Source organism: Azospirillum lipoferum 4B, from assembly GCF_000283655.1.
Lineage (GTDB): Bacteria > Pseudomonadota > Alphaproteobacteria > Azospirillales > Azospirillaceae > Azospirillum > Azospirillum lipoferum_C.
Genome location: NC_016586.1, coordinates 490987 through 512812, shown reverse-complemented (window position 1 = coordinate 512812; position 21826 = coordinate 490987). Strand labels below are relative to the sequence as shown.

Annotated in this window: 18 protein-coding genes; 3 read left to right on the top strand and 15 right to left on the bottom strand. The window is 68.5% G+C overall.

Annotated elements, in window-relative coordinates; genetic code table 11:
• Nucleotides 1–44: 44 nt before the first annotated feature.
• Nucleotides 45–482 carry an Lrp/AsnC family transcriptional regulator gene (locus AZOLI_RS20535; protein ID WP_044552592.1) on the bottom strand — a complete coding sequence of 146 codons (438 nt, stop codon included), beginning with the start codon at nucleotides 480–482 and terminating at the stop codon, nucleotides 45–47.
• A 144-nt stretch (nucleotides 483–626) separates the two neighbouring features.
• Between AZOLI_RS20535 and rocF the strand changes: the two genes are divergently transcribed.
• Together rocF and AZOLI_RS20525 are read left to right on the top strand one after the other, a co-directional pair.
• Nucleotides 627–1577 carry an arginase gene (gene rocF / locus AZOLI_RS20530; RefSeq protein WP_014189060.1) on the top strand — a complete coding sequence of 317 codons (951 nt, stop codon included), beginning with the start codon at nucleotides 627–629 and terminating at the stop codon, nucleotides 1575–1577.
• An 18-nt stretch (nucleotides 1578–1595) separates the two neighbouring features.
• Complete coding sequence (locus AZOLI_RS20525; protein WP_014189059.1) at nucleotides 1596–2660, top strand: ornithine cyclodeaminase; 1065 nt, start codon at nucleotides 1596–1598, stop codon at nucleotides 2658–2660.
• Between the two features lie 396 nt (nucleotides 2661–3056).
• On the opposite strand, the gene AZOLI_RS20520 is transcribed toward AZOLI_RS20525, so the two are convergent.
• From AZOLI_RS20520 to AZOLI_RS33665, 7 genes are read right to left on the bottom strand one after another with little or no spacing between them, the layout of a single operon-like run.
• The gene (locus AZOLI_RS20520) at nucleotides 3057–3770 is read right to left on the bottom strand and encodes a response regulator (protein WP_014189058.1); all 714 of its coding nucleotides are present in this window, start codon (nucleotides 3768–3770) and stop codon (nucleotides 3057–3059) included.
• Nucleotides 3767–6520 (bottom strand): sensor histidine kinase, encoded by a 2754-nt coding sequence (locus AZOLI_RS20515; RefSeq protein WP_014189057.1) that lies wholly within the window; start codon nucleotides 6518–6520, stop codon nucleotides 3767–3769. The genes AZOLI_RS20520 and AZOLI_RS20515 overlap by 4 nt, the downstream gene beginning before the upstream one ends.
• Nucleotides 6521–6551: 31 nt before the next feature.
• Nucleotides 6552–7127 carry a potassium-transporting ATPase subunit KdpC gene (kdpC, locus tag AZOLI_RS20510; RefSeq protein ID WP_014189056.1) on the bottom strand — a complete coding sequence of 192 codons (576 nt, stop codon included), beginning with the start codon at nucleotides 7125–7127 and terminating at the stop codon, nucleotides 6552–6554.
• A 13-nt stretch (nucleotides 7128–7140) separates the two neighbouring features.
• On the bottom strand, nucleotides 7141–9261 hold the full coding sequence (gene kdpB, locus AZOLI_RS20505; protein WP_014189055.1) for a potassium-transporting ATPase subunit KdpB: 2121 nt from the start codon (nucleotides 9259–9261) through the stop codon (nucleotides 7141–7143).
• Nucleotides 9262–9275: 14 nt separating this feature from the next.
• Nucleotides 9276–10985, bottom strand: a complete 1710-nt coding sequence (kdpA, locus tag AZOLI_RS20500) for a potassium-transporting ATPase subunit KdpA (RefSeq protein ID WP_014189054.1) — start codon at nucleotides 10983–10985, stop codon at nucleotides 9276–9278.
• Between the two features lie 13 nt (nucleotides 10986–10998).
• A complete protein-coding gene (locus AZOLI_RS20495; protein WP_014189053.1) occupies nucleotides 10999–11088 on the bottom strand; it encodes a K(+)-transporting ATPase subunit F in 90 nt (29 codons plus the stop codon).
• A gap of 10 nt (nucleotides 11089–11098) precedes the next feature.
• Nucleotides 11099–11227, bottom strand: coding sequence for a hypothetical protein (locus AZOLI_RS33665; RefSeq protein ID WP_275451547.1), 129 nt, complete (start codon nucleotides 11225–11227; stop codon nucleotides 11099–11101).
• A 524-nt stretch (nucleotides 11228–11751) separates the two neighbouring features.
• Here AZOLI_RS33665 and AZOLI_RS33660 point away from each other — a divergent pair.
• Nucleotides 11752–13365 carry a methyl-accepting chemotaxis protein gene (locus AZOLI_RS33660; protein WP_162488336.1) on the top strand — a complete coding sequence of 538 codons (1614 nt, stop codon included), beginning with the start codon at nucleotides 11752–11754 and terminating at the stop codon, nucleotides 13363–13365.
• 19 nt (nucleotides 13366–13384) lie between these two features.
• Here AZOLI_RS33660 and AZOLI_RS20485 read toward each other — a convergent pair whose 3' ends face one another.
• From AZOLI_RS20485 to AZOLI_RS20455, 7 genes are all read right to left on the bottom strand, one after another.
• Nucleotides 13385–13615, bottom strand: a complete 231-nt coding sequence (locus AZOLI_RS20485; RefSeq protein WP_014189050.1) for a hypothetical protein — start codon at nucleotides 13613–13615, stop codon at nucleotides 13385–13387.
• 4 nt (nucleotides 13616–13619) lie between these two features.
• The gene (locus AZOLI_RS20480; protein ID WP_014189049.1) at nucleotides 13620–14147 is read right to left on the bottom strand and encodes a hypothetical protein; all 528 of its coding nucleotides are present in this window, start codon (nucleotides 14145–14147) and stop codon (nucleotides 13620–13622) included.
• Between the two features lies 1 nt (nucleotide 14148).
• Nucleotides 14149–16131 carry a BCCT family transporter gene (locus AZOLI_RS20475; RefSeq protein ID WP_014189048.1) on the bottom strand — a complete coding sequence of 661 codons (1983 nt, stop codon included), beginning with the start codon at nucleotides 16129–16131 and terminating at the stop codon, nucleotides 14149–14151.
• A gap of 286 nt (nucleotides 16132–16417) precedes the next feature.
• Nucleotides 16418–18094 (bottom strand): ABC transporter ATP-binding protein, encoded by a 1677-nt coding sequence (locus AZOLI_RS20470; protein ID WP_014189047.1) that lies wholly within the window; start codon nucleotides 18092–18094, stop codon nucleotides 16418–16420.
• Between the two features lie 55 nt (nucleotides 18095–18149).
• On the bottom strand, nucleotides 18150–20144 hold the full coding sequence (gene fhuB, locus AZOLI_RS20465; protein WP_044552260.1) for a Fe(3+)-hydroxamate ABC transporter permease FhuB: 1995 nt from the start codon (nucleotides 20142–20144) through the stop codon (nucleotides 18150–18152).
• Nucleotides 20137–21030, bottom strand: a complete 894-nt coding sequence (locus AZOLI_RS20460) for an ABC transporter substrate-binding protein (protein ID WP_014189045.1) — start codon at nucleotides 21028–21030, stop codon at nucleotides 20137–20139. The genes fhuB and AZOLI_RS20460 overlap by 8 nt, the downstream gene beginning before the upstream one ends.
• Complete coding sequence (locus AZOLI_RS20455) at nucleotides 21030–21824, bottom strand: ABC transporter ATP-binding protein (protein WP_014189044.1); 795 nt, start codon at nucleotides 21822–21824, stop codon at nucleotides 21030–21032. Before AZOLI_RS20455 ends, AZOLI_RS20460 begins: the two co-directional genes overlap by 1 nt.
• Nucleotides 21825–21826 lie beyond the last annotated feature (2 nt).

Below are 21826 nucleotides of genomic sequence, written 5' to 3'. Positions count from 1 at the left end.
GCGCAGCCCGTTGGAATCGCTGACTGTCCGTGATCGGGAAAGCCTTACAGACGGGCGCGGGTGCTGCGCGGGGTGTTCAGCAGAAGGTTGGTCTCGCTGGTGGTGATGCCGGGGATCAGACGGATGCGGCGCAGGATCGCATCGAATTCCGGCAGGCTTGCGGCGGAAAGCTCCACGATCAGGTCCCAGCGTCCGTTGGTGCTGTGGATTTCCATGATTTCGGGGAAGCCGCTGAGCGTGCGCACGACGCGGTCGGTGGCCTGCCCCTCCACCTCGATCAGCATGATGCCGCGCACCGGCGCCTCCACCGTGTCGGCGCGCAGGATCACGGTGTAGCCGATGATGATGCCGGACGCTTCCAGCCGCTCCATACGCCCGCGCACCGTCGCCCGCGACACGCCGAGTTCGATGGCGAGGTCGGAAATGCTGCGGCGGCCGTCATGGCGCAGCAGGGTGATCAGCTTCTCGTCGAGCTGGTCCAGGGTCATTTTCGGCGGTCTCCGCCAAATTGGTAAGCTTTGCTGTTCAGTTTGGTAGCCTGTATGAGCGCTTTTGTCAAATTGCCCTGTCCGTTCCGCCACGCGCCTGTGATTTGCTGGTGAGGGGAACAGGCAAGAGACCGAACAATGTCCTACCAAAAGACAAAGACGAAGCAGTGCCGGCTGGTCGGCGTGCCGGTGCAGGATGGGGCGGGCCGCCTCGGCTGCGAGATGGGGCCGAGCGCCTACCGCACAGCCGGGATCGCGCGGGCGCTGTCCAAGCTGGGGCACAGCGTCACCGACCTCGGCAACGTGGCGCCGGTGCCGCAGCGGCCGATGGCGCACGGCAACGCCGCGCTGAAGCTGCTGCCGGAGGTGGCGGGCTGGACCGCCGCGCTGTCCAAAGTGGCCTACGAGGCGAGCGCCGGGCAGGACGCCATGCCGATCTTCATGGGCGGCGACCACTGCCTTGCCGCCGGCACCCTGACCGGCCTGGCGCAGCGCGCCGCCGAGATGGGGCGCCCGCTGTTCGTGCTGTGGCTGGACGCGCACCCCGATTTCCACACGCTGGAGACGACGGAGAGCGGCAACCTGCATGGTGTGCCGATGGCCTATGCCACCGGCCGCGCCGGCTTCGACGGCTATTTCCCGCCGGCGCCGGCGTGGCTCGATCCCCACAATGTCTGCATGATGGGCATCCGCAGCGTCGATCCGGCCGAACGGCGGGCGCTGGAGACGTCCGGCATCACCGTTCACGACATGCGGAAGATCGACGAGCATGGGATCGTCTCCCTGCTGCGTCCGTTTCTGGAGCGGGTGGTGGAGGCGGACGGGTTGCTGCATGTCAGCCTGGATGTCGATTTCCTCGATCCCGGCATCGCGCCCGGCGTTGGCACCACGGTTCCCGGCGGGGCGACCTTCCGCGAGGCGCATCTGGTGATGGAGATGCTGCACGACACCGGCATGGTCAGCAGCGTCGATCTGGTGGAGCTGAACCCCTTCCTGGACGAGCGCGGGCGCACCGCGATCCTGATGGTGGAGTTGCTGGCGAGCCTGATGGGGCGCCGCGTCCTCGACTACCCGACCCGCAGCTTCTGACCGATTGGAGCGTATGACATGATCCCGAACCTGAACCTCGTTCCCTTCGTCAGCGTCGATCACATGATGAAGCTGGTCCTGCACATTGGCGTGGAGCGCTTCCTGACCGAGCTGTCCGCCTATGTGGAGGAGGATTTCCGCCGCTGGGAGAGCTTCGACAAGACGCCGCGGGTGGCCTCCCACAGCGCGGAAGGCGTGATCGAGCTGATGCCGACCAGCGATGGCCGCACCTATGGCTTCAAATACGTCAACGGCCATCCGAAGAACACGCGCGAAGGGCGCCAGACCGTCACCGCCTTCGGCGTGCTGGCCGATGTCGGCAACGGCTATCCCGTGCTGATGACGGAGATGACCATCCTGACGGCGCTGCGCACCGCCGCCACCTCCGCCGTCGCCGCCAAGCATTTGGCGCCGAAGGATGCGAGCTGCATGGCGATCATCGGCAACGGGGCGCAGGCGGAGTTCCAGGCGATGGCCTTCAAGGCGCTGCTGGGGATCCGCAAACTGCGTCTCTACGACATCGATCCGGCGGCGACGCAGAAATGCGTGCGCAACCTGCGCGACCAGGGCTTCGAGATCGCCGCCTGCGGTTCGACCGAGGAGGCGGTGGAGGGGGCGCAGATCATCACCACGGTGACGGCGGACAAGCAGTATGCGACCATCCTGACCGACAACATGGTTGGGGCCGGCGTGCACATCAACGCGGTCGGCGGCGACTGTCCCGGCAAGACGGAGCTGCACCGCGACATCCTGCTGCGGTCGGACATCTTCGTGGAATATCCGCCGCAGACGCGGATCGAGGGCGAGATCCAGCAGCTGGCCCCCGACCATCCGGTGACGGAGCTGTGGACGGTGATGACCGGGCAGGCGGTCGGCCGGCGCGATGCGCGGCAGATCACGCTGTTCGATTCGGTGGGATTCGCGACGGAGGACTTCTCCGCCCTGCGCTATGTCCGCGACAAGGTGGCGGGGACGGGGTTCTATGAGAATCTGGACATGCTGGCCGACCCCGACGAGCCGCGCGACCTGTTCGGCATGATCCTGCGCGCCGCCAAGCCGGCCCCGGTGGGCGAGGCGGCTTGAGGGGGGCTTCCCCCTCTCCCCCCCCGGCTATGGCATTCACACATCTCGGGTCTGCGAAATAACGGCAACCACCGGTGGTGAAAAGCCCTTCTCCCCTTGCGGGAGAAGGGTTGGTATGAGGGGTGCGGCGGCCGCAAGGCCGGTGCGATCCTGATTTGCGCCCCCTCACCCCAACCCCTCTCCCGCGAGGGGAGAGGGGCTGTCCTCAATGCCAAGCTGCACGTCTTTTCGCAAATGCGAAATGTGTGCATCCCGTAGCCCCCCGGGGAGAGGGTCGGGGTGAGGGGGATGCGTTGCGGGACCTTTGTGGAAATCCTGCGGTGCACCCCCCTCACCCTAACCCTCTCCCCGGGGGGAGAGGGGACTCCGGCGGTTGGGGAGAGGGGCGTTGGGAGGTCACTCCCCTGCCCGCAGGCGGTAGCCGACGCCGGTTTCGGTCAGGATATGCTGCGGGCGGTCGGGTTCGGCTTCGATCTTCTGGCGCAGCTGGCGGATGTAGATGCGCAGATACTGGATGTCGGTCTCGCCGCCCCAGACCTCGTTCAGGATCATGCGGTGGGTCAGCACCTTGCCGGCATGGGCGACCAGCAGGCGCAGCAGGTCGTATTCGCGCGGCGACAGCTTCACCTCCGCGCCGCGGACGGTGACGATGCGGCGGACGAGGTCGACCGTCAGGTCGCCGCTGCGGAAGACCGGGCGTTCGCCCTGGCGTTGCAGCCGGTGACGCAGGGCGGCGCGGATGCGGGCCAGCAGCTCGTCCATGCCGAAGGGCTTGGTGACGTAGTCGTCGGCGCCGAGATCGAGCGCCTCCACCTTGCCGGCCTCGTCCACCCGGCTGGACAGCACGATGATCGGCAGGCTGGCGGCGGGACCGGCGGGGTCGGCGCCGCGCAGGCGGCGGATCACCTCCAGCCCGTCGATGCCCGGCAGGCCGAGGTCGAGCACCAGAAGGTCCGGCGTCCGGCGGCGGATTTCCTTCAGCGCGGCGTCGCCGTCCTCCGCCTCCACGATGTCATAACCCTGGGCCGACAGGCTGGTGCGCAGGAAGCGGCGGATCGGCGGCTCGTCGTCGACGACCAGGACGCGAAGCGGGGCGGAGGGCTGGGTCATAAGCTGCTGTCCTCCAGGGCCGGCAGGTCGGCCGCGGCGGGGATGGTCAGGGTGAAGACGGCGCCGGAGCGGTCGCTGCGGTTGCCGGCGGCGATGGCGCCCCCCATCGCCTCGACGAAACCGCGGCAGATCGCCAGCCCCAGCCCGGTGCCGGCGCGCTGCCGGTCCTGGGCATGCACACGGTAGAACTTGTCGAAGATGCGGTCTACATCGGCGGGCGGGATGCCGTCGCCCTCATCCATCAATCGGACCTCGACCGCGTCGCCCAGCCGTCTGGCCCGCACCGTCACCCGGCTGCCGGCGGGGGCGTATTTGGCGGCATTGTCCAGCAGGTTGAACAGCACCTGTTCGAACAGCACCGGATCGAGATCGACCATCGGCAGGTCGGGGGCGAGGTCCACCTCCACATGGTGCCCGGCAAGGATGCGGCCGGTGCGTTCCAGCGCGCTGCCGACCAGTTCCGACAGGTCGACCGGGCCGCTGCGCGGGCGGACGGCGCCGGATTCCAGGCGCGTCATGTCCAGCAGATTGGCGATGAAGCGGTTCAGCCGTTCCGCCTCCTCCTGGATGTTGGTGGCGAGATCGAGCCTCCCGGCTTCGTCCAGCGTGGAGCCGTAGCGGGTCAGGCTGGTTGCCGATCCCAGGATGGAGGCCAGCGGCGTGCGCAGGTCGTGCGAGATGGAGGTGAGCAGGGCGGAGCGCAGCCGTTCGGTCTCCGCCGCCAGCTTGGCGCGGTCGACATCCTCGGCCAGCATCACCCGCTCGATGGCGAGCGCGGCCTGATCGCCGAGCGCGTCGAGCAGCCGGCGCTGGTCGGGGGAGAGCAGGCCGCTCTTGCGGCTGCGGTCGCCGCCGCCGGTATCGACGCCGACCAGCGCCACCGGGCCGCGGCCGGTCCGCATCGGCAGGAACAGCCAGCGGGCGCCGGGCAGCGTGTCGGCGCCGCGGCCGGCCGGCTTGTTGTTCTGCCAGCTCCACATGGCGGCGGCGAGGTCGGCCTCCTCCAGCACATCCTCCGGCGGGTAGCCGGCGCGGACGGTCAGGCGGTCCGCCTGCCCATCGCCGTCGGGCATCAGCAGGACGACATGCGCCTTCAGCATCGCCGCGATCTGATAGGCGGTGGCCCACAGCAGGTCGTCCATGGTGACGACGCCGGCCAGCTTGCGGCTGAAGCGGTAGAGATCCTCGGTGGTCTTGGCGCGCTGGCGTGCGGTCAGCGCCTGGGCGCGGACGCGGGCGGTCAGGTTGCTGGCGATGGCGGCGACGACGGCGAAGACCAGCAATGCGACGATGTTCTCGGGATCGGAAATCGTGAAGGTGTAGAGCGGCGGCAGGAAGAAATAGTTGAAGGACAGCACGCTGGCGATGCAGGCATAGAGCGACGGCCCCAGCCCGCCGGTGACGGCGCTGGCCAGCACCGCAGTCAGGAAGACCAGCGCGATGTTGCTGAGCCCCAGCGCCAGATGCAGCAAATGCCCCAGCCCCAGCGCCGCCGCGACATAGCCGGTGGCGGCCAGATAGGGCAGGCCGTGGAAGGACCATCGGCCGTCCGTTTCGGTGCGCACCGTCTTGGGCGGCACGGTGTCGCCGGGATTGGCGCCGGGGTTGGCGGCGGCGATGACATGGACGCTGATGTCGCCGGCCCGGCGGATCAGGCTGTGCGCCACCGATCCGTGCAGAAGCTCCGACCAGCGCGGACGCCCGGACTTGGCGATGACGAGGTGCGTGATGTTGTTGGCACGGGCATACTCCACCACCGCGTCGGCGACATCGCGGCCGGGAATCGTCACCGCCTCCCCGCCCAGCCGTTCGACGAGGCGCAGGGTGTCGGCGATGCGGTCGCGCTCCGCCTCGCTCAGGCGCAGGTCGCGGCTGGTCTCGACATGGATGGCGCCCCAGCGGGCGCGCAGCCGCTCCGCCTGCCGGCGGGCATAGCGGACCAGAGCGCCGCAATTCGCGTCCTGGTCGATGCAGACCAGCAGCCGCTCTCCCGCCGCCCAGGGGCCGGAAATGGCGTGGGCCTGCATGTGGGTGAGCAGCTGGTCGTCCACCCGGTCGGCGGTGCGGCGCAGCGCCAGCTCGCGCAGCGCGGTCAGGTTGCCGGGGGAGAAGTAATGGCGGATCGCCTGTTCCGCCGTGCGGGGGACATAGACCTTGCCCTCTTTCAGGCGCTGGATCAGGTCCTCCGGCGTGAGGTCGATGACCTCGATGTCGTCAGCGCGGTCGATGACGGAATCCGGCACGGTTTCGCGCACGCGGACCCGCGTGATCTTGGCGACGACGTCGTTCAGGCTTTCGACATGCTGGATGTTCAGCGTGGAATAGACGTCGATGCCGGCGTCCAGCAGTTCCTGCACGTCGAGGTATCGCTTGGCGTGGCGGCTGCCGGGGGCGTTGGTGTGGGCCAGCTCGTCCACCAGCACGATCTTGGGCCGGCGGGCGAGGATGGCGTCCAGGTCCATTTCGGCCAGCGCATGGCCCTTGTGGCGGACAATGCGGCGGGGGACGATCTCCAGCCCGGCCACCAGCGCCTCGGTGTCGGCGCGGCCATGGGTTTCCACCACCCCGACGACGAGGTCGGCACCGTCGCGCCGCTTGGCCTGGGCGGTCAGCAGCATGGCGAAGGTCTTGCCGACGCCGGGGGCGGCGCCGAGGAAGATCTTCAGCCGCCCGCGCCCCTCCCGCTCGGCCTGCCGCAGCAGCGCGTCCGGCGATGGCCGCTGGTTGCGCCCGCCCTGGTCGTCGGTCATCCGGTTCCGCCTCCACCGCTCCGCCGGATCTCTAGCGGGCCGTTGCCGCCCTGTCCAAGGCTAGATTGAGCGCCAGCACATTGACGGTCGGCTCGCCCAGAAAGCCCAGCGGGCGCGGCTCGGTGGTGTCGGCGATCAGCTTGCGCAGGGCGTCCTCCGACAGGCCTCGGGCCTTGGCGACGCGCGGCACCTGGAAGTCGGCGGCGGCCGGCGACAGGGCGGGGTCGAGGCCGCTGCCCGAGGCCGTCACCAGCTCCACCGGGACCGGGGTGCTGGGATTCTCGGCCTTCAGCCGCTCGGCGTCGGCCTGCACCCGCTCGACCAGCGCCTTGCTCGTCGGGCCGAGGTTGGAGCCGCCGGAGCTTGCGGCGTTGTAGGGGGTGTCGGCGGTGGCGGACGGGCGCGGGTGGAAATAACGGTCGGCGGCGAAAGTCTGCCCGATCAGTTCGGAGCCGATCACCGTTCCGTTCCGCTCGATCAGGCTGCCATTGGCCTGATGCGGGAAGACGGCCTGGGCGATGCCGGTGACGGCCAGCGGGTAGGCGAGGCCGGTGACGACCGCCAGGGCGGCGGTCATCACCAGGGCGGGGCGCAGTTCCTTCAACATGGGGAAAGTCCTCTCACACGAGCCCGAGGGCGGTGACGGTCAGGTCGATGGCCTTGATGCCGATGAAGGGCACCACAAGCCCGCCCAGGCCGTAGATCAGCAGGTTGCGGCGGAGCAGCGAGGCGGCGCCCACCGCGCGATAGCGCACGCCGCGCAGGGCCAGCGGAATCAGCGTCACGATGATGAGCGCGTTGAAGATGATCGCCGACAGGATGGCGCTTTCCGGGCTGTGCAGCCCCATCACGTTCAACGCCTGAAGCTGCGGGTAGAAGGCGAGGAACATGGCGGGGATGATGGCGAAATATTTCGCCACGTCGTTGGCGATGGAGAAGGTGGTCAGTGCACCGCGTGTCATCAGCAGTTGCTTGCCGATCTCGACGATCTCGATCAGCTTGGTCGGGTCGCTGTCGAGATCGACCATGTTGCCGGCCTCGCGCGCCGCCACCGTGCCGGTGTTCATCGCCACGCCGACATCGGCCTGGGCCAGCGCCGGGGCGTCGTTGGTGCCGTCGCCGCACATGGCGACCAGCTTGCCCTTCGCCTGCTCGTCGCGGATCAGCTGCAATTTCGCTTCGGGGGTGGCCTGGGCGAGGAAATCGTCCACCCCGGCCTCCGCGGCGATGGCGGCAGCGGTCATCGGGTTGTCGCCGGTGATCATCACCGTGCGGATGCCCATCTGGCGCAGGGCGGCGAAGCGCTCGCGGATGCCGCCCTTCACGATGTCCTTCAGGTGGATGATGCCGAGCAGCCGACCGTCGCGCGCCACCGCCAACGGCGTGCCGCCGGACTTGGCGACCCGTTCGGCGAGAGCGAGAATTTCCCGTTCGGCCGGATCGGCGGCGGGGTGCAGGGCGGCGACCCCGCGGCCGCCGGACACCGCGATGCGTTGGGAGCCGCGGACATGGGCCAGCACCGCGTCCACCGCGCCCTTGCGGATCACCGTGCCGCCGGTGTCGATGCCGCTGATGCGGGTCTGGGCGGTGAAGGGAACGAAGGTCGCCTGCATCTCTTCCATCGCGCGGGCGCGGATGCCGTACTCCTGCTTCGCCAGCACGACGATGGAGCGGCCTTCCGGCGTCTCGTCAGCGAGCGAGGCGAGCTGGGCGGCGTCGGCAAGCTCCTCCTCGCCGACGCCGGCGACCGGCAGGAACTCGGCGGCCTGACGGTTGCCAAGGGTGATGGTGCCGGTCTTGTCGAGCAGCAGCGTATCGACGTCGCCCGCCGCCTCCACCGCGCGGCCGGACATGGCAAGCACGTTGAAGCGCACCAGCCGATCCATGCCGGCGATGCCGATGGCCGACAACAGCGCGCCGATGGTGGTCGGGATCAGGGTGACGAACAGCGCCACCAGAACCAGCACGCCGACCGAGCCGCCGGCATAGGCGGCGAAGCTGGGAATCGTCGCCACCGCGATGACGAAGACGATGGTCAGCCCGGCCAGCAGGATGTTCAGCGCGATCTCGTTGGGGGTCTTCTGGCGCTGGGCTCCCTCCACCAGCGAGATCATGCGGTCGAGGAAGGTCGAGCCGGGAGCGGCGGTGATCCGCACCTTGATGTGGTCGGAAATCACCTGGGTGCCGCCGGTGACGGCGGAGCGGTCGCCGCCGCTCTCGCGGATGACCGGGGCGGATTCGCCGGTGATGGCGGCCTCGTTGACCGACGCGACGCCTTCCACCACCTCGCCGTCGGACGGGATGATGTCGCCGGCCTCCACCAGCACAAGGTCGCCGGTCTTGAGCGCGGTGGCGGGGACCATGCGGACGGTGCCGTTCTCCAGCTTCTTCGCGGTGGTCTCGGTCCGGGTCTTGCGCAGGCTGGCGGCCTGGGCCTTGCCGCGGCCTTCCGCCACCGCCTCGGCGAAGTTGGCGAAGACCAGGGTGAACCACAGCCAGACGACGATCTGGACGGCGAAGCCGCTGACGCCGGCCCCGGTGACGGCGTCGCGCAGGACCAGCAGGGTGGTCAGCGCCGCCACCACCTCCACGCAGAACATCACCGGGTTGCGGATCATCCGGCGCGGGGCGAGCTTGGCGACCGAACCGCCGATGGCCGGCAGCAGGATGGCGGGGTCCAGCAGCGTGCTCGCCGCCGTTTTCGCCTGTATGCGGCCGGACCGTTTGCTATTGGCGTGCATGGGATCGTTCCCGATCAGAAGAGGGTGCCGGCGCTCATCGCCAGATGTTCGACCACTGGGCCGAGGGCGAGAGCCGGGAAGAAGGTGAGGCCGCCGACGATCAGGATGACGCCGACCAGAAGCCCGACGAACAGCCCGTCATGGGTGGGGAAGGTGCCGGCCGATGCGGTGGCCCGCGTCTTGGCGGCCAGCGAACCGGCAATCGCCATCATCGGCACGATGACCAGGAAGCGGCCGACCAGCATCGCGATGGCGAGCGTGACGTTGTACCAGGGCGTGTTGCCGCTGAGCCCGCCGAAGGCGCTGCCGTTGTTGGCGGCACCCGAGACATAGGCGTAGAGCGCTTCCGAGAAGCCGTGCGGGCCGGCATTCGCCATCGACGCGGTGCCGGTGTCGAGCACCACGGCGGCGGCGGTGAAGCCCAGCATCATCAGCGGCAGGCAGAGGATGGCGAGCATGGTCATCTTGACCTCCTTCGCCTCCAGCTTCTTGCCCAGATATTCGGGCGTGCGGCCCACCATCAGCCCGGCGACGAACAACGCGACGATGGCGAACAGCAGCATGCCGTAGAGACCGGCACCGACGCCGCCGACGATGATCTCGCCCAGCATCATGTTGATCATCGGCACCATGCCGCCCAAGGGCATGAAACTGTCATGCATGGCGTTCACCGCACCGCAGGAGGCGGCGGTGGTGACGGTGGCGAACAGGGCGGAGGCGGCGATGCCGAAGCGGGTCTCCTTGCCCTCCATGTTGCCGGCGCTGCCATCGATGCCCAGCGCGGCGAAGGCCGGGTTGCCCTGCGCCTCCGCCCAATAGGCGATTGTGACGCCGGCGACGAAGAGAAGGCCCATGGCGGCCAGGATCGCCCAGCCCTGCCGCTCGTCGCCGACCATGCGGCCGAACAGGTTGGTCAGCCCGGCGCCCAGCGCGAAGATCGACAGCATCTGGACGAGGTTGGTCAGGGCATTGGGGTTCTCGAAGGGGTGGGCGGAGTTGGCGTTGAAGAAGCCGCCGCCGTTGGTGCCCAGCATCTTGATCGCCTCCTGCGAGGCGACGGGGCCGAGCGCGATGGTCTGCCTCGCCCCCTCCAGCGTGGTGGCGTCCACCGATCCGGCCAGCGTCTGCGGCACGCCCTGCCACACCAGGAACAGCGCATAGACGAGGCAGAGCGGCAGCAGGACGTAGAGCGTGGCGCGGGTCAGATCGACCCAGAAGTTTCCGACCGTCCGGGAGGAGGCGCGGGCGAAGCCGCGGACCAGCGCAACGGCCAGCGCGATGCCGACCGCGGCGGAGACGTAATTGTGGAAGGTCAGCCCGGCCATCTGGACCAGATGGCCCATGGTGGTCTCGCCGCCGTAATTCTGCCAGTTGGTGTTGGTGGTGAAGCTGGCCGCCGTGTTGAAGGCAAGGTCGGCCGGTACCGCCGCCATGCCCTGCGGGTTCAGCGGCAGCACCGCTTGCAGCCGTTGCAGGGCGTAGAGCAGCAGCATGCCGGCGGCGCTGAACAGCAGCATCGACACGGCGTAGCTCACCCAATGCTGCTCGGTGCGCTCATCGACTCCGGCCAGCCGGTAGAGCCCGCGCTCGACGGGTCCGACGATGGGGGAGAGCAGGGTGCGCTCGCCGGTGAAGACGCGCGTCATGAAGCCGCCCAGTGGCCGCGTCACCGCGACGACCAGGGCGAGGAAGACCAGGATCTGGATCCAGCCGTTGACGGTCATGGGACGGCACTCCTCAGAACCGTTCGGGGTGGATCAGGGCATAGACCAGATAGGCCAGCAGCCCGCCGGTCACGAGGCCGGCCAGCGCGTAATCGAGGATCATCGCCGCCTCCTCACAGCCGGTCGCAGGCGTGGACATAGGCCACCGCCGCGGCGAAGAAGCCGACGGTCAGCGCCAGGAACAGAAGGTCGAGCATGGGGTGAGGGCTCCGGTCGAACGGAAAAAGGGCCGCACCGCCCATCCGCCGTGATGCCGGCGGGCGGGGGATTCGACCCTGCAAGGATGATCCGGAGCCGCGTATAGATTCGATGGGGGGCAGTGGTGCCCGAGAATATATGGGCCGTATATGCGTCGGCGGTTCCTGCGTCAGCGGGCCATGTTTTAGAGGTATATGCCTTTTAGCCTATGTTGTGGGTCGTGGTCTCGAGAAAACCAGCGAGCGACCAAATCGGGCACATCGTCGGTCATAGTCCGTAATGTTGTTGATACGCAGGGGCGGTGAGTGAACGAATTTGTCGCAACAGTCATCGCCCGCCAATCAATCCGTATGACTGAGGCAAACACCCGAAGAGGAATTGGGACTTTCCTCTAACTTTTCCTTAACCCATCTCCCTCTTTCCCTTGCTATTGCGGCTCTCCTTAAGGGTAGGGCCAAAAAACAAAAACAAACATTCAGTGTTCGAATCAAACCAGGGGTTGGGTATGAGGATAAAAGCTTTGTCGTTGGCGGGCAAGACGGTGCTTCTCTGCGGGGGCGGATTGCTGTTGCTCGCCTTTGCCACATTCGGTGTCAACGAGTTTCTGCTGACCCGCTATGCCGATAGGGTGGCGATGGAACGGCAGGAAACCAACATGCGCGTGGCGTGGGACGTGCTGAACCAGTACGGGCAGGCTTTCGACCTGCGTGACGGCAAGCTCTATGCCGGCGACCGAGCCCTGAACGACTTCTTCGAGCCGGTGGATCGGGTCAAGCGGCTGGTCGGCGGCACGGCGACCCTGTTCATGGGCGACCGGCGCGTTTCCACCAATGTGCTGAAGCCGGACGGCAGCCGCGCGGTCGGCACCACGCTGGCGAAGGGGCCGGTCCATGACGCGGTGCTGGGACGCGGCGTGCCCTATCGCGGGCAGGCGGACATTCTCGGCACGCCCTTCTACACGGCTTACGACCCGATCAAGGCGCCGGACGGGCGCGTGGTCGGCGTGCTCTATGTCGGCATTCCCAAAGCGGAGTTCTTCGCGACCATCCGCGACACCCAGACGATGATCGCGACCATCGGCGGGGCGGTGACCCTGCTGGTCGCCGTCTGCTGCCTGCTGCTGGCCCGGCGCATGTTCCGGCCGCTGTCGGGCATCCGCGGCGCCATGGAGGATCTGGCGCGCGGCAACCTGTCGGTCGCCATCCCGGCGCTGGGCCGCAAGGACGAGATCGGCGGCATGGCGAAGGCGCTCAGCGTGTTCAAGGACAATGCCATCGAGGTCGCCAAGCTGCACGAAGCCCAGGCGGAGGAGCGCGCCCGCTCGGTGCAGGAACGACGCAAGGCGATGGACGCGGTGGCACAGTCCTTCGAAGGGTCGCTGCTGGGCGTCGTCGAGGTTCTGAGCGCCACCACCACGCAGCTGCAGGCCAATGCCCAGCGCCTGCACGACATTGCCGAGACCGGCAGCGTCCGCGCCGACACCGTCAGCACCGCCGCCGCCGAGGCGAGCGACGACGTCCGCACCGTCGCGGGCGCTTCGGAAGAGCTGAGCATCTCCATCGGCGAAGTCAGCCGGCAGGTGGAAGAGTCCGCCCGCATGGTCCGCAGCGCGGTGGAGGAGGTGACGAACACCAATCGGACGATGGACGGGCTGGCGGCCGCCGCCGGCAAGATCGGCGAGGTGGTGACCCTGATCCAGGACATCGCCGGCCAGACCAACCTGCTGGCGCTGAACGCGACCATCGAAGCCGCAAGGGCGGGGGAGGCCGGCAAGGGCTTCGCCGTGGTGGCCGGAGAGGTGAAGACGCTGGCGAACCAGACCGCGCGCGCGACCGACGACATCGCCCGGCAGGTGGCGGAAATCCAGGCGGTGACCGGCCATGCCGTGGAGGCCATCGAGGGGATCGGCCGCACCGTGCTGTCGGTCAGCGATCTCGTCGGCCGCATCGCCGTATCGGCCGATCACCAGGGCGTCACCACCGCCGACATCGCCCGCTCGGTCCAGCGCGCCGCCGACCGCACGGCGGAGGTGACCGACAACATCCGCGAAGTCTCGCAGTCCGCGCACGAGACCGGGACGATGGCGTCGGAGGTCCGCGCCGCCGCCGCCGATCTCGGACGGCAGGCGATGGCGCTTCGCGATCAGGCGGAAGAGTTCCTGCGCCATGTGCGGGCGGCCTGAGGGCCATCCGGTCCATGCCTCAGTCCGTCTCGATGGCACGGCGCTCGGCGGGGGCGATGAGAATGGCGAGTTCCTCGTCGGCCATCGTCAGGCGCGGCGCCACCGCCAGCTTGAGCAGTTCCTGCATGTCCCGCTCCTGCCGGGACAGCTGAAGGCAGGCCGGGCGCAGCCGGAAATGCGACCAGCGCGGCACCGGACCGAAACAGTCCTGCATGCGCCGGCGGGTCAAGATGCGGTCGAGCCAGAGCATGGGTTCAGCGCTTCAGATGAAAGGGCAGCAGCAGAAAGCCGGCCGCCAGGAAGGTCAGCGACAGAATCACCAGCCGCAAGGCCCGGGTGCGGCTGCGCGCGCTGACCGTGTTGCCCCACAGATACTGTTCGAAGGCGATGGAGTAGCTGGCCGTCATCAGATCCATCATGCCGGCCGCCACCTCCTCCTCCCCTTTGCCGGCGCGCAGGCTCTCCTCCGCCAGGACCAGATCGGTCAGGCGGGGCGGTTCGTGATGGACAAACAGCCATTCCACCATGAAGACCTGATGGACGGCGCCGAGCAGGGCCAGCACGCTGATCGCGGTCAGCACGGCGATGGCCGTGGCGGTGGGCTCGTACAGCCGGGAGGCGTCGAAACGCACCGCCAGGTTTCCCAGTGCGAAGACCGCGAAAGAGATGGCCGATACCGGCGTCCCGATGCTGCTCCTGATCGATTCCCGGCGCGACCGTTCGCTGAGGAAGATCTGCCGGAAATGCTCGTGGCGGAGTTCGCGGGACGACGGAAGCGTCATCTCACCAGCCCACCCATTTGCCGTATTCGCGGACGAAATCATGCCGGATGGCGCGGCGGTTCATCCGCTCCTGCGGAAGCTGCTTGTGCAGGCCGCCGCGCAGGATGACCTCGGCCCGCGTCTGCCACGGCTCGTCATCCTTCTCGATGCCCGAGAAGGCGAAGCTCATGGGATGATAGGCGCGCGCGCGGATCGCGTAGGAGAACTCCTCCTGGCCGTTCCTCAGCACGGCGATGCCGGCGCTGAAGGAACTGGCGTCGATTTCCACGACGCGGCCGTTGCGTTCCAGCTCCTCCGCGACGTCGCGCAGGGCCGGCACCACGTCGTCGGCGATGAAGCGCGCGACGTTGCGCCGCGCGGCCCCCGCGCCCGGCGGAACCGCCGCCTGTCCGCTCCGGCGGCCCAGCATCGCGGCAAGCCCTTGCCGCCAATCCCCGTCGTCGGCCGTCTCCGCCGCCGGAGCGGGGGTGCCTGCCGTGACGCGGGCCGTGCGCCTGCCGGGATCGACTTTCCGCTCGCTGCGCAGGCTGAGGACGAGACCGACGCACATCAGCACCATGACGAGCGCGAAGGGCAGCGCCGTGGTGACCGCCGCGGTCTGCAGGGCCTGGAGCCCGCCGACCAGCAGGAGCACCGCCGCCACCACCCCCGACAGCAGTGCCCAGAAGATGCGCGTGGCGATCGGCGGATCCTGATCGCCGCCGGAGCCGATGATGTCGATGACCATCGCGCCGGAATCGGCGGAGGTGACGAAGAAGGTGACGACCATCAGCGTGGCGATGGCGGAGGTGATGGTGCTGAGCGGCAGCCGGTCCAGCATGACGAACAGCGCGGTCGGCACGCTGTCGGCCACCGCCGCGGCCATGCCGCCGCCTTCGAACATCTCCATGTGGATCGCCGTTTCGCCGAACACGATGAACCACAGCATGGTCAGCGCGACCGGCGCGAACAGCACGCCGCCGATGAATTCGCGGATGGTGCGGCCGCGCGACACACGGGCGATGAACATGCCGACGAAGGGCGCCCAGGAGATCCACCAGCCCCAATAGAACATCGTCCAGCTCGCCTGCCACTCCGCCCCGGCATAGGGCAGGGTGCGGAAGCTGGTGTAGGGCAGCGTCCACAGGTAACGGCCGATGCTTTCCACCAGCGTCGACAGCAGGAACACCGTCGGACCCAGCAGGAAGACGAAGGCCAGCAGCAGCACGCCCGCCAGCATGTTCAGTTCGCTCAATCGGCGGATGCCCCGCCCCACGCCGCTGGCGGCGGAGGCGGTGGCCACCACCGTGATGACGGCGATCAGCACGATCTGCTGCGACAAACCGACGTCGAGCAGGCCGAGATAGGCGAAGCCGGCGTTGATCTGCATGACGCCGAGCCCCAGCGAGGTCGCGATCCCGAACAGCGTGCCGAAGATGGCGATGATGTCGACGACATGGCCGGGCCAGCCGCGGATGCGGTCGCCCAGCAGCGGGTAGAGCGCCGACCGGATGGTCAGGGGAAGATCCTGGCGATAGGCGAAATACCCGAGCGACAGCCCGACGACGATGTAGATCGCCCAGGCGTGCAGGCCCCAATGCAGGAATGCGAGGTTCATCGCCTCGCGCGCAGCGTCGGGAGTTCCCGCCTCGCCCACGCGCGGATTGGAGAAATGCAGCATCGGCTCGGCGACGCCGTAGAACAGCAGCCCGATGCCCATCCCGGCGCTGAACAGCATGGCGAACCAGGAGGGATAGCTGAATTCCGGCTCGTCATCGTCGTGCCCCAGCTTGATCGCGCCATAGGGGCTGAAGAAGAGCCACAGGACGAACAGCAGGAAACCTGCGACGACAAGCACGTAGAACCAGCCGAAGTTGCCGACGACAAATGCCTGCATCTCCGACACGCGGGAGCCGAACGGCTCGGTGAACAACGCAGCCAGGGCAACGAACAGTAGAATCAGTCCGCCAGCTGTGAAGGAAACGGTCTTGTTTATCTGTTGCATTGAAACCCGTTTCTGTCACTGATTTCAATGTACCATACAAAGACCTTGTCCTAATGTTAAGGGAAGCGTTGGTCTGGTTGATAGTAAAGCCTGCATAACACCAAAGTGAAGGCTGCGTCCCGGACTATACGATATTTCGGTATGATGTTGAGACGATGTCCATCTGCCCGGCCTATCCTGTTCGATGGCTATCCACAAGCACGCATCGAGTCTGAAACCGTGAAAATGCCCAAGGGGGGGGAGCGGCGACCCGTCTCCTCGGTCCGTCACCGCCCCCGTCGCCCCCTCAGCCGTGGGCGGCCAGTTCCTCGTGGGTGATGCGCTGGATCCCGCCTCCGGTGCCGACGACATAGACCTCGTCGGCGCTGCGGATGGTCGCCAGACGGTGGGCGATGATCAGCGTCGTCCGCCCTTCCGCCAGCTCCATCAGGGATTTCTGGATTTCCCGCTCCGTCCGGGTGTCGAGCGCCGAGGTCGCCTCGTCCAGGATCAGGATCGGCGGGTTCTTCAGGAACATGCGGGCGATGGTCAACCGCTGCTTCTGGCCGCCCGACAACTTCACGCCACGCTCGCCGATGATGGTGTCGAGCCCGTCGGGCAGCGAGGCGATCAGCCCGTCGAGATGGGCGCGGCGCGCCGCCTCGGCGATCTCGGCGTCGGACGCGCCCAGCCGGCCATAGGCGATGTTCTCGCGGATGGTGCCGCCGAACAGGAAGACGTCCTGCTGGACGATGCCGATCTGCCGGCGCAGCGAGGCCAGCGTCATGCTGCGGATGTCGAGGCCGTCGATGGTGATGCTGCCGCCGGCGATCTCGTAGAAGCGTGGCAGCAGCGAGCAGATCGTCGTCTTGCCGGCGCCCGACGGGCCGATGAAGGCGACGGTGGATCCTGCCTTGATGCTAAGGTCGACACCCTTCAGGACCGGGCGGGCGGGGTCATAGCCGAAGGACACGCCTTCGAAGCGGATGTCGCCCTTCAGCGGCGGCGCCGGGACGGCATTGGGAGCGTCCGCGATGTCGGGCTGGGTGTCGAGCAGGGCGGTGTAGCGGCGGAAGCCGGCGATGCCGCGCGGGTAGGTCTCGATGACCGCGTTGATCTTCTCGATGGGGCGGAAGAAGGTGTTGACCAGCAGCAGGAAGGCGAAGAACCCGCCCTGGGTCAGTTCCCCCACCAGGACGAAATGGGCGCCGGTCAGCATGACGACGATCAGGATCAGCCGCATGCTCATGTAGCTGAGCGTCGTCGACGCTGCCATGATCTTGTAGGCGTCGAGCTTGGTCTTGCGGTAGCGGTCGTTGTCCTCGGCGAACAGCTTGCGCTCGTGGTCCTCGTTGGTGAAGGCCTGGACGACGCGCATGCCGCCGACATTCTCCTCGATGCGGACGTTGAAGTCGCCGACGCGGGAATAGAGCGACTGCCAATTCTTGGTCATGCGCCCGCCATAGCGGCTGGTCAGCCACGCGATCACCGGCACGATGGCGGCGGTGATCAGCGCCAGCGGCAGATGCACCACCGCCATCAGGGCGAAGGCGCCGACGAAGGTCATCACCGCGATCAGCAGGTCTTCGGGGCCGTGGTGCGCCACCTCGCCGATCTCGTCCAGGTCGCGGGTGACGCGGCCGACGAGATGGCCGGTCTTGTTGTTGTCGTAGAAGCTGAAGGAGAGCTTCTGCAGATGGTCGAAGCTCTTCCGCCGCATCTCCGTCTCGATGTTGACGCCCAGCTTGTGGCCCCAATAGGTCACGATGGCCATCAACCCGCCATTCGCCATGTAGACCGCCAGCAGCAGCGCCGTCGCGGCGACGATCAGCGGCCAATCCTGGGTGGGCAGTAGCCGGTCCACGAAGGCGCGCACCGCCATCGGGAAGCCCAGCTCCAGCAGTCCCGACAGGATCGCGCAGGAAATGTCGAGAATCAGCAGGCCCTTGTAGGGACGGTAGTAGGCGAGGAAGCGGCGGAGCATGGCTCTTCTCATTCCGGAACTGAAAATGGGAATAGGCACGGGGGAACAGAACGGGCTAGCCGGCGCGCGAGCCGGCTCGGCTGAGCAACCAGATCAGGTAGGGGCCGGCAAGCAGCGCGGCGAACAATCCCAGCGGCAGTTGATACGGGAAGGCGACGGTTCGCGCCAGCCAATCCGACACCACCATCAGGCCGGCGCCGATCAGCACCGCGCCGAGGCCCTGCTCCAGCGCGCGGCCGAGGCCGGCGAGCCGGGCGAGGTGCGGGGCGATCAGGCCGACGAAGCTCAAGGGTCCGACGAAGAGCGCCGCCGCCGCGGTGAGCAGGCCGGCGAACAGGACCAGAAGGATGCGGCAGCGCTGCACCGGCAGGCCGACCGACCGGGCGGTGACGTCGCCGAGCGGCAGGATCTCCAGCCAGCGGGAGGCCAGCGGCAGTGCCGCCAGCAGCAGGACCGCGGCGCCCGCGCAGAACCAGGCGTCGGCCGGGCCGGCGTCGTTGGTCGATCCGCTCAGCCAGCGCAGCAGGGTGAAGGCCTGGGGCGTGCCGGTGGCGATGACGGCGGTCAGGACGGCGCTGCACAGCGCGCTCATGGCGATGCCGGCCAGCAGCAGACGTTCCGGTCCGAAGCCGGCGCGCAGCGACAGGGCCAGCATGGCGGCCAGCACCAGCACCGCTCCCGCCGCCGAGGCGGCGATCTGGATGCCGATGCCGGGTGCGGCGACCAGGAACAGCGCGGCGGTCAGCCCGACGCCCGATCCGGTGCCGACGCCGAGGATTTCCGGGCTGGCCAACGGGTTGGCGGTGATGCGCTGCAACAGCATTCCGGCCGCCGCCAGCATGGCGCCCGCCGCCGCCGCGACCGCCACACGCGGCCCCCGCCATGCCAGCAGCCGGTCGAGCAGGGAGCCGGTGGCGACGGACCAGCCGTCCGGGCCATAGCCGACGGTCAGGGCGAGAGCCACGGCGGCAAGGCCCAGCAAGGCGATCAGGCCGATCAGCAGGCGGGGGCGCGGGCTGCGGCGCGACGGCGCTGGGCGGTTGTTGGGCGACGGCCATTCGAACATGCGCAGGCGCGGCAGTAGCCACAGCAGCAGCGGGCCGCCCAGCAGGGCGGTGGCGGCGCCGGTCGGCACCCGTTCGCCGTTGGCGCCGGCCAGAAGCTGAACCAGCCCGTCGGTGACCCAGAGCAGGATGGCGCCGATCAGCGGCGCGGCGATCAGTTTCCGGCTCTGGGTGCGCGCACCGCTGAGATGCGCCAGGGCGGGGGCGGCCAGCCCGACGAAGCCGATCACGCCGACCTCCGCCGTCACGCTGGCGGCCAGCCAGACCGCGACGCCGATGACGGCGAAGCGCGTCGCGTTGAGGGCGACGCCCAGGCTGCGGGCGCTGGCATCGTCGAGGCCGAGGATGGCCAGCGGGCGCGTCAGCAGGATGGCGGCGGCGAGGCCGACCAGCAGGCGCAGCGCGATGGTCAGGGTGGGGCCCCAACTTTGCTGCGCCAGCGCGCCGCCGCCCCAGATGAAGATGGAGAAGAGATAGTCGCCGTTGGCGAGGATCAGTGCGGCGCTGGCCATGGTGGCGGTCAGCGCGACCATCATGCCGGCCAGGATCACGGCGACCGGCTCCAACCCGCGTCGCCATGTCATGGCGAGGATCAGCCCGACCACTGTCAGCCCGCCGGCCAGCGCCACGCCCTCGCGCGCCTGTTCCATCAGCGCCGGGGCGTAGAGCAGCCCCACCGTCATGGCGAGCTGGGCGCCGGCCGACACGCCGAGGGTCGATGGCTCGGCCAGCGGGTTGCGCAGGACGCGCTGGAGCAGAAGCCCCGACAGTCCCAGCGCCGCCCCGGCGACCAGCGAAACGGCGATGCGCGGCAGGACGCTGTGATAGAGGATGATGGCGTCGAGCCAGTCGGCGCTGTTCGGTGTCGTTCCGGCCGGTGCGGGCGAAGCGAAATGTCCGGCGACCTGGACGATGGACAGGCAGGCGGCGACCAGGGCCAGTCCGCCCCACAGCAGGATGCGGTTCATCGGGGCTCGCTCAGCCATGGCCGTCTTTGCCTCGCAAAAGGGCTGTGGTGGCGAGGCGGGCGAAGCGCAGGGCGGCGGGGAGACCGCCGAAATGGTTGACCGCCTCGATCACCGTCACGCGGCTTTCCCGTACCATCGGCAGGGCCTGCCACAGGGCGCTGTCGGCCAGTGTCCGCACCGCGTCGGCGGGAACCGGCGGAACGACGATGACGGTGGCGTCGGGGAAGCGGGCCAGCGCCTCGATGCCGACCGGTGCGGTTGCGCTGTAGCTGGACTGCGCCGCCCAGCCATTCTCCACCCCCAGCCGGCGGAGCACGTCGCCGAACATGCTGTCGGTGCCGAAGGCGCGGAAATGGCGGGCGTCGCCGAAATTGATCGCCAGCACCGGCCGCCGCCCGACACCGCTCAACCTCCCGCGCAGGCGGGCGATTTCCGCCTCGGTATCTGCGACGACGGCCTGTGCCTGTACCTCGCGGCCGAGCAGCCGGCCGAGGGTAAGGGCGGCCTCTGCGGCGGCCGGGTAGGGCTGGACGCCGGCCGTGTAGATCGACAGCGACACGGTTTGCGCGACCCGCTCCAGGCTGGTGCGCTGGCCCTCGTAGTAGTTGGAGGTGAGGATCAGGTCCGGCTCCGCGAGGTTCAGCGCCTCGTAATTCGGTGTTCCGCGCAATCCGATGTCGGCGACGGACTCCGGCACCGCGGGCTCGACAACTGTCTTGCGGAATTGCAGCAGTTCGGTGGCGGCGACCGGGACCACCCCCAGCGCCAGCACCGTTTCCAGCAGAGCCCAGTCGATGACCGCCACCCGTTGCGGTCCAGCGGCCCAGGCGAGGCGGGGCATCGATGCAAGCCCGGCGGTGAAGCCCAGCGCGCGGCGCCGCGATATCGTCCTTGCCCGTGCCATCACAGGACGTAGCCGATGGGGTCGCCGGTGACGGGATGCGGGACGATGCCCATGGCGAGGCGGTAGATCGCGCCCAGCGTCTCGCCGGTCATGATGGCGTCCGGCGTTCCCTGGGCAATCAGCGCGCCGCCGCGCATCGCCAGGATTTCGTCGCAGACGCGGGCGGCCATGTTGATGTCGTGCAGAACGATGACCGCCCCGATGCCGCGGGCTCGGCTCAGCCGGCGCACCAGCCCGAGCATCTCGACCTGACTGGCGATGTCGAGCGCCGAGGTCGGTTCGTCCAGCAGCAGGCAGCGCGTGTCCTGCGCCAGCATCATGGCGAGCCACACGCGCTGCCGCTCGCCGCCGGACAGGCTGTCGACCAGCCGGTCGGCGAAGGCGTCGAGGTTGGTCTCCTGGATCGCCTCCTCCACCTTGGCGGCGTCCTCCGCCCCGAAGCGGCCGAGGGCGCCATGCCAGGGGAAGCGGCCGAGCGCCACCAGCTCGCGCACCGTCATGCCCTCCGCCGGCGGGGTGAATTGCGGCATGTAGGCGACGGTGCGGGCGAAGTCGCGCTCGCCGATCCGGGCGATCTCGGTGCCGAGGCAGCGGATGCGGCCGGCCCCCGGCGGCTGCTGGCGGGCGAGCATGCGGATCAGCGTGCTCTTGCCGGAGCCATTGGGGCCGACCAGCCCGTAGATGCGCCCCTGCTCCAGCCGAAGCGACAGGTCCGACAGGATCGGCCGGCCGGCCGCCGAAAATCCGACGGCATCCAGTTCGTACAGGGCAGGGGGCTGGTCCGGGCCGGTCATCG

Coding starts and splice junctions, on each gene's coding strand:
- rocF (WP_014189060.1), top strand. CDS start 627: ATGTCCTACCAAAAGACAAAGACGAAGCAGTGCCGGCTGGTCGGCGTG.
- AZOLI_RS20525 (WP_014189059.1), top strand. CDS start 1,596: ATGATCCCGAACCTGAACCTCGTTCCCTTCGTCAGCGTCGATCACATG.
- AZOLI_RS20520 (WP_014189058.1), bottom strand. CDS start 3,770: ATGACCCAGCCCTCCGCCCCGCTTCGCGTCCTGGTCGTCGACGACGAG.
- AZOLI_RS20515 (WP_014189057.1), bottom strand. CDS start 6,520: ATGACCGACGACCAGGGCGGGCGCAACCAGCGGCCATCGCCGGACGCG.
- kdpC (WP_014189056.1), bottom strand. CDS start 7,127: ATGTTGAAGGAACTGCGCCCCGCCCTGGTGATGACCGCCGCCCTGGCG.
- kdpB (WP_014189055.1), bottom strand. CDS start 9,261: ATGCACGCCAATAGCAAACGGTCCGGCCGCATACAGGCGAAAACGGCG.
- kdpA (WP_014189054.1), bottom strand. CDS start 10,985: ATGACCGTCAACGGCTGGATCCAGATCCTGGTCTTCCTCGCCCTGGTC.
- AZOLI_RS20495 (WP_014189053.1), bottom strand. CDS start 11,088: ATGATCCTCGATTACGCGCTGGCCGGCCTCGTGACCGGCGGGCTGCTG.
- AZOLI_RS33665 (WP_275451547.1), bottom strand. CDS start 11,227: ATGGGCGGTGCGGCCCTTTTTCCGTTCGACCGGAGCCCTCACCCCATG.
- AZOLI_RS20485 (WP_014189050.1), bottom strand. CDS start 13,615: ATGCTCTGGCTCGACCGCATCTTGACCCGCCGGCGCATGCAGGACTGT.
- AZOLI_RS20480 (WP_014189049.1), bottom strand. CDS start 14,147: ATGACGCTTCCGTCGTCCCGCGAACTCCGCCACGAGCATTTCCGGCAG.
- AZOLI_RS20475 (WP_014189048.1), bottom strand. CDS start 16,131: ATGCAACAGATAAACAAGACCGTTTCCTTCACAGCTGGCGGACTGATT.
- AZOLI_RS20470 (WP_014189047.1), bottom strand. CDS start 18,094: ATGCTCCGCCGCTTCCTCGCCTACTACCGTCCCTACAAGGGCCTGCTG.
- fhuB (WP_044552260.1), bottom strand. CDS start 20,144: ATGGCTGAGCGAGCCCCGATGAACCGCATCCTGCTGTGGGGCGGACTG.
- AZOLI_RS20460 (WP_014189045.1), bottom strand. CDS start 21,030: ATGGCACGGGCAAGGACGATATCGCGGCGCCGCGCGCTGGGCTTCACC.
- AZOLI_RS20455 (WP_014189044.1), bottom strand. CDS start 21,824: ATGACCGGCCCGGACCAGCCCCCTGCCCTGTACGAACTGGATGCCGTC.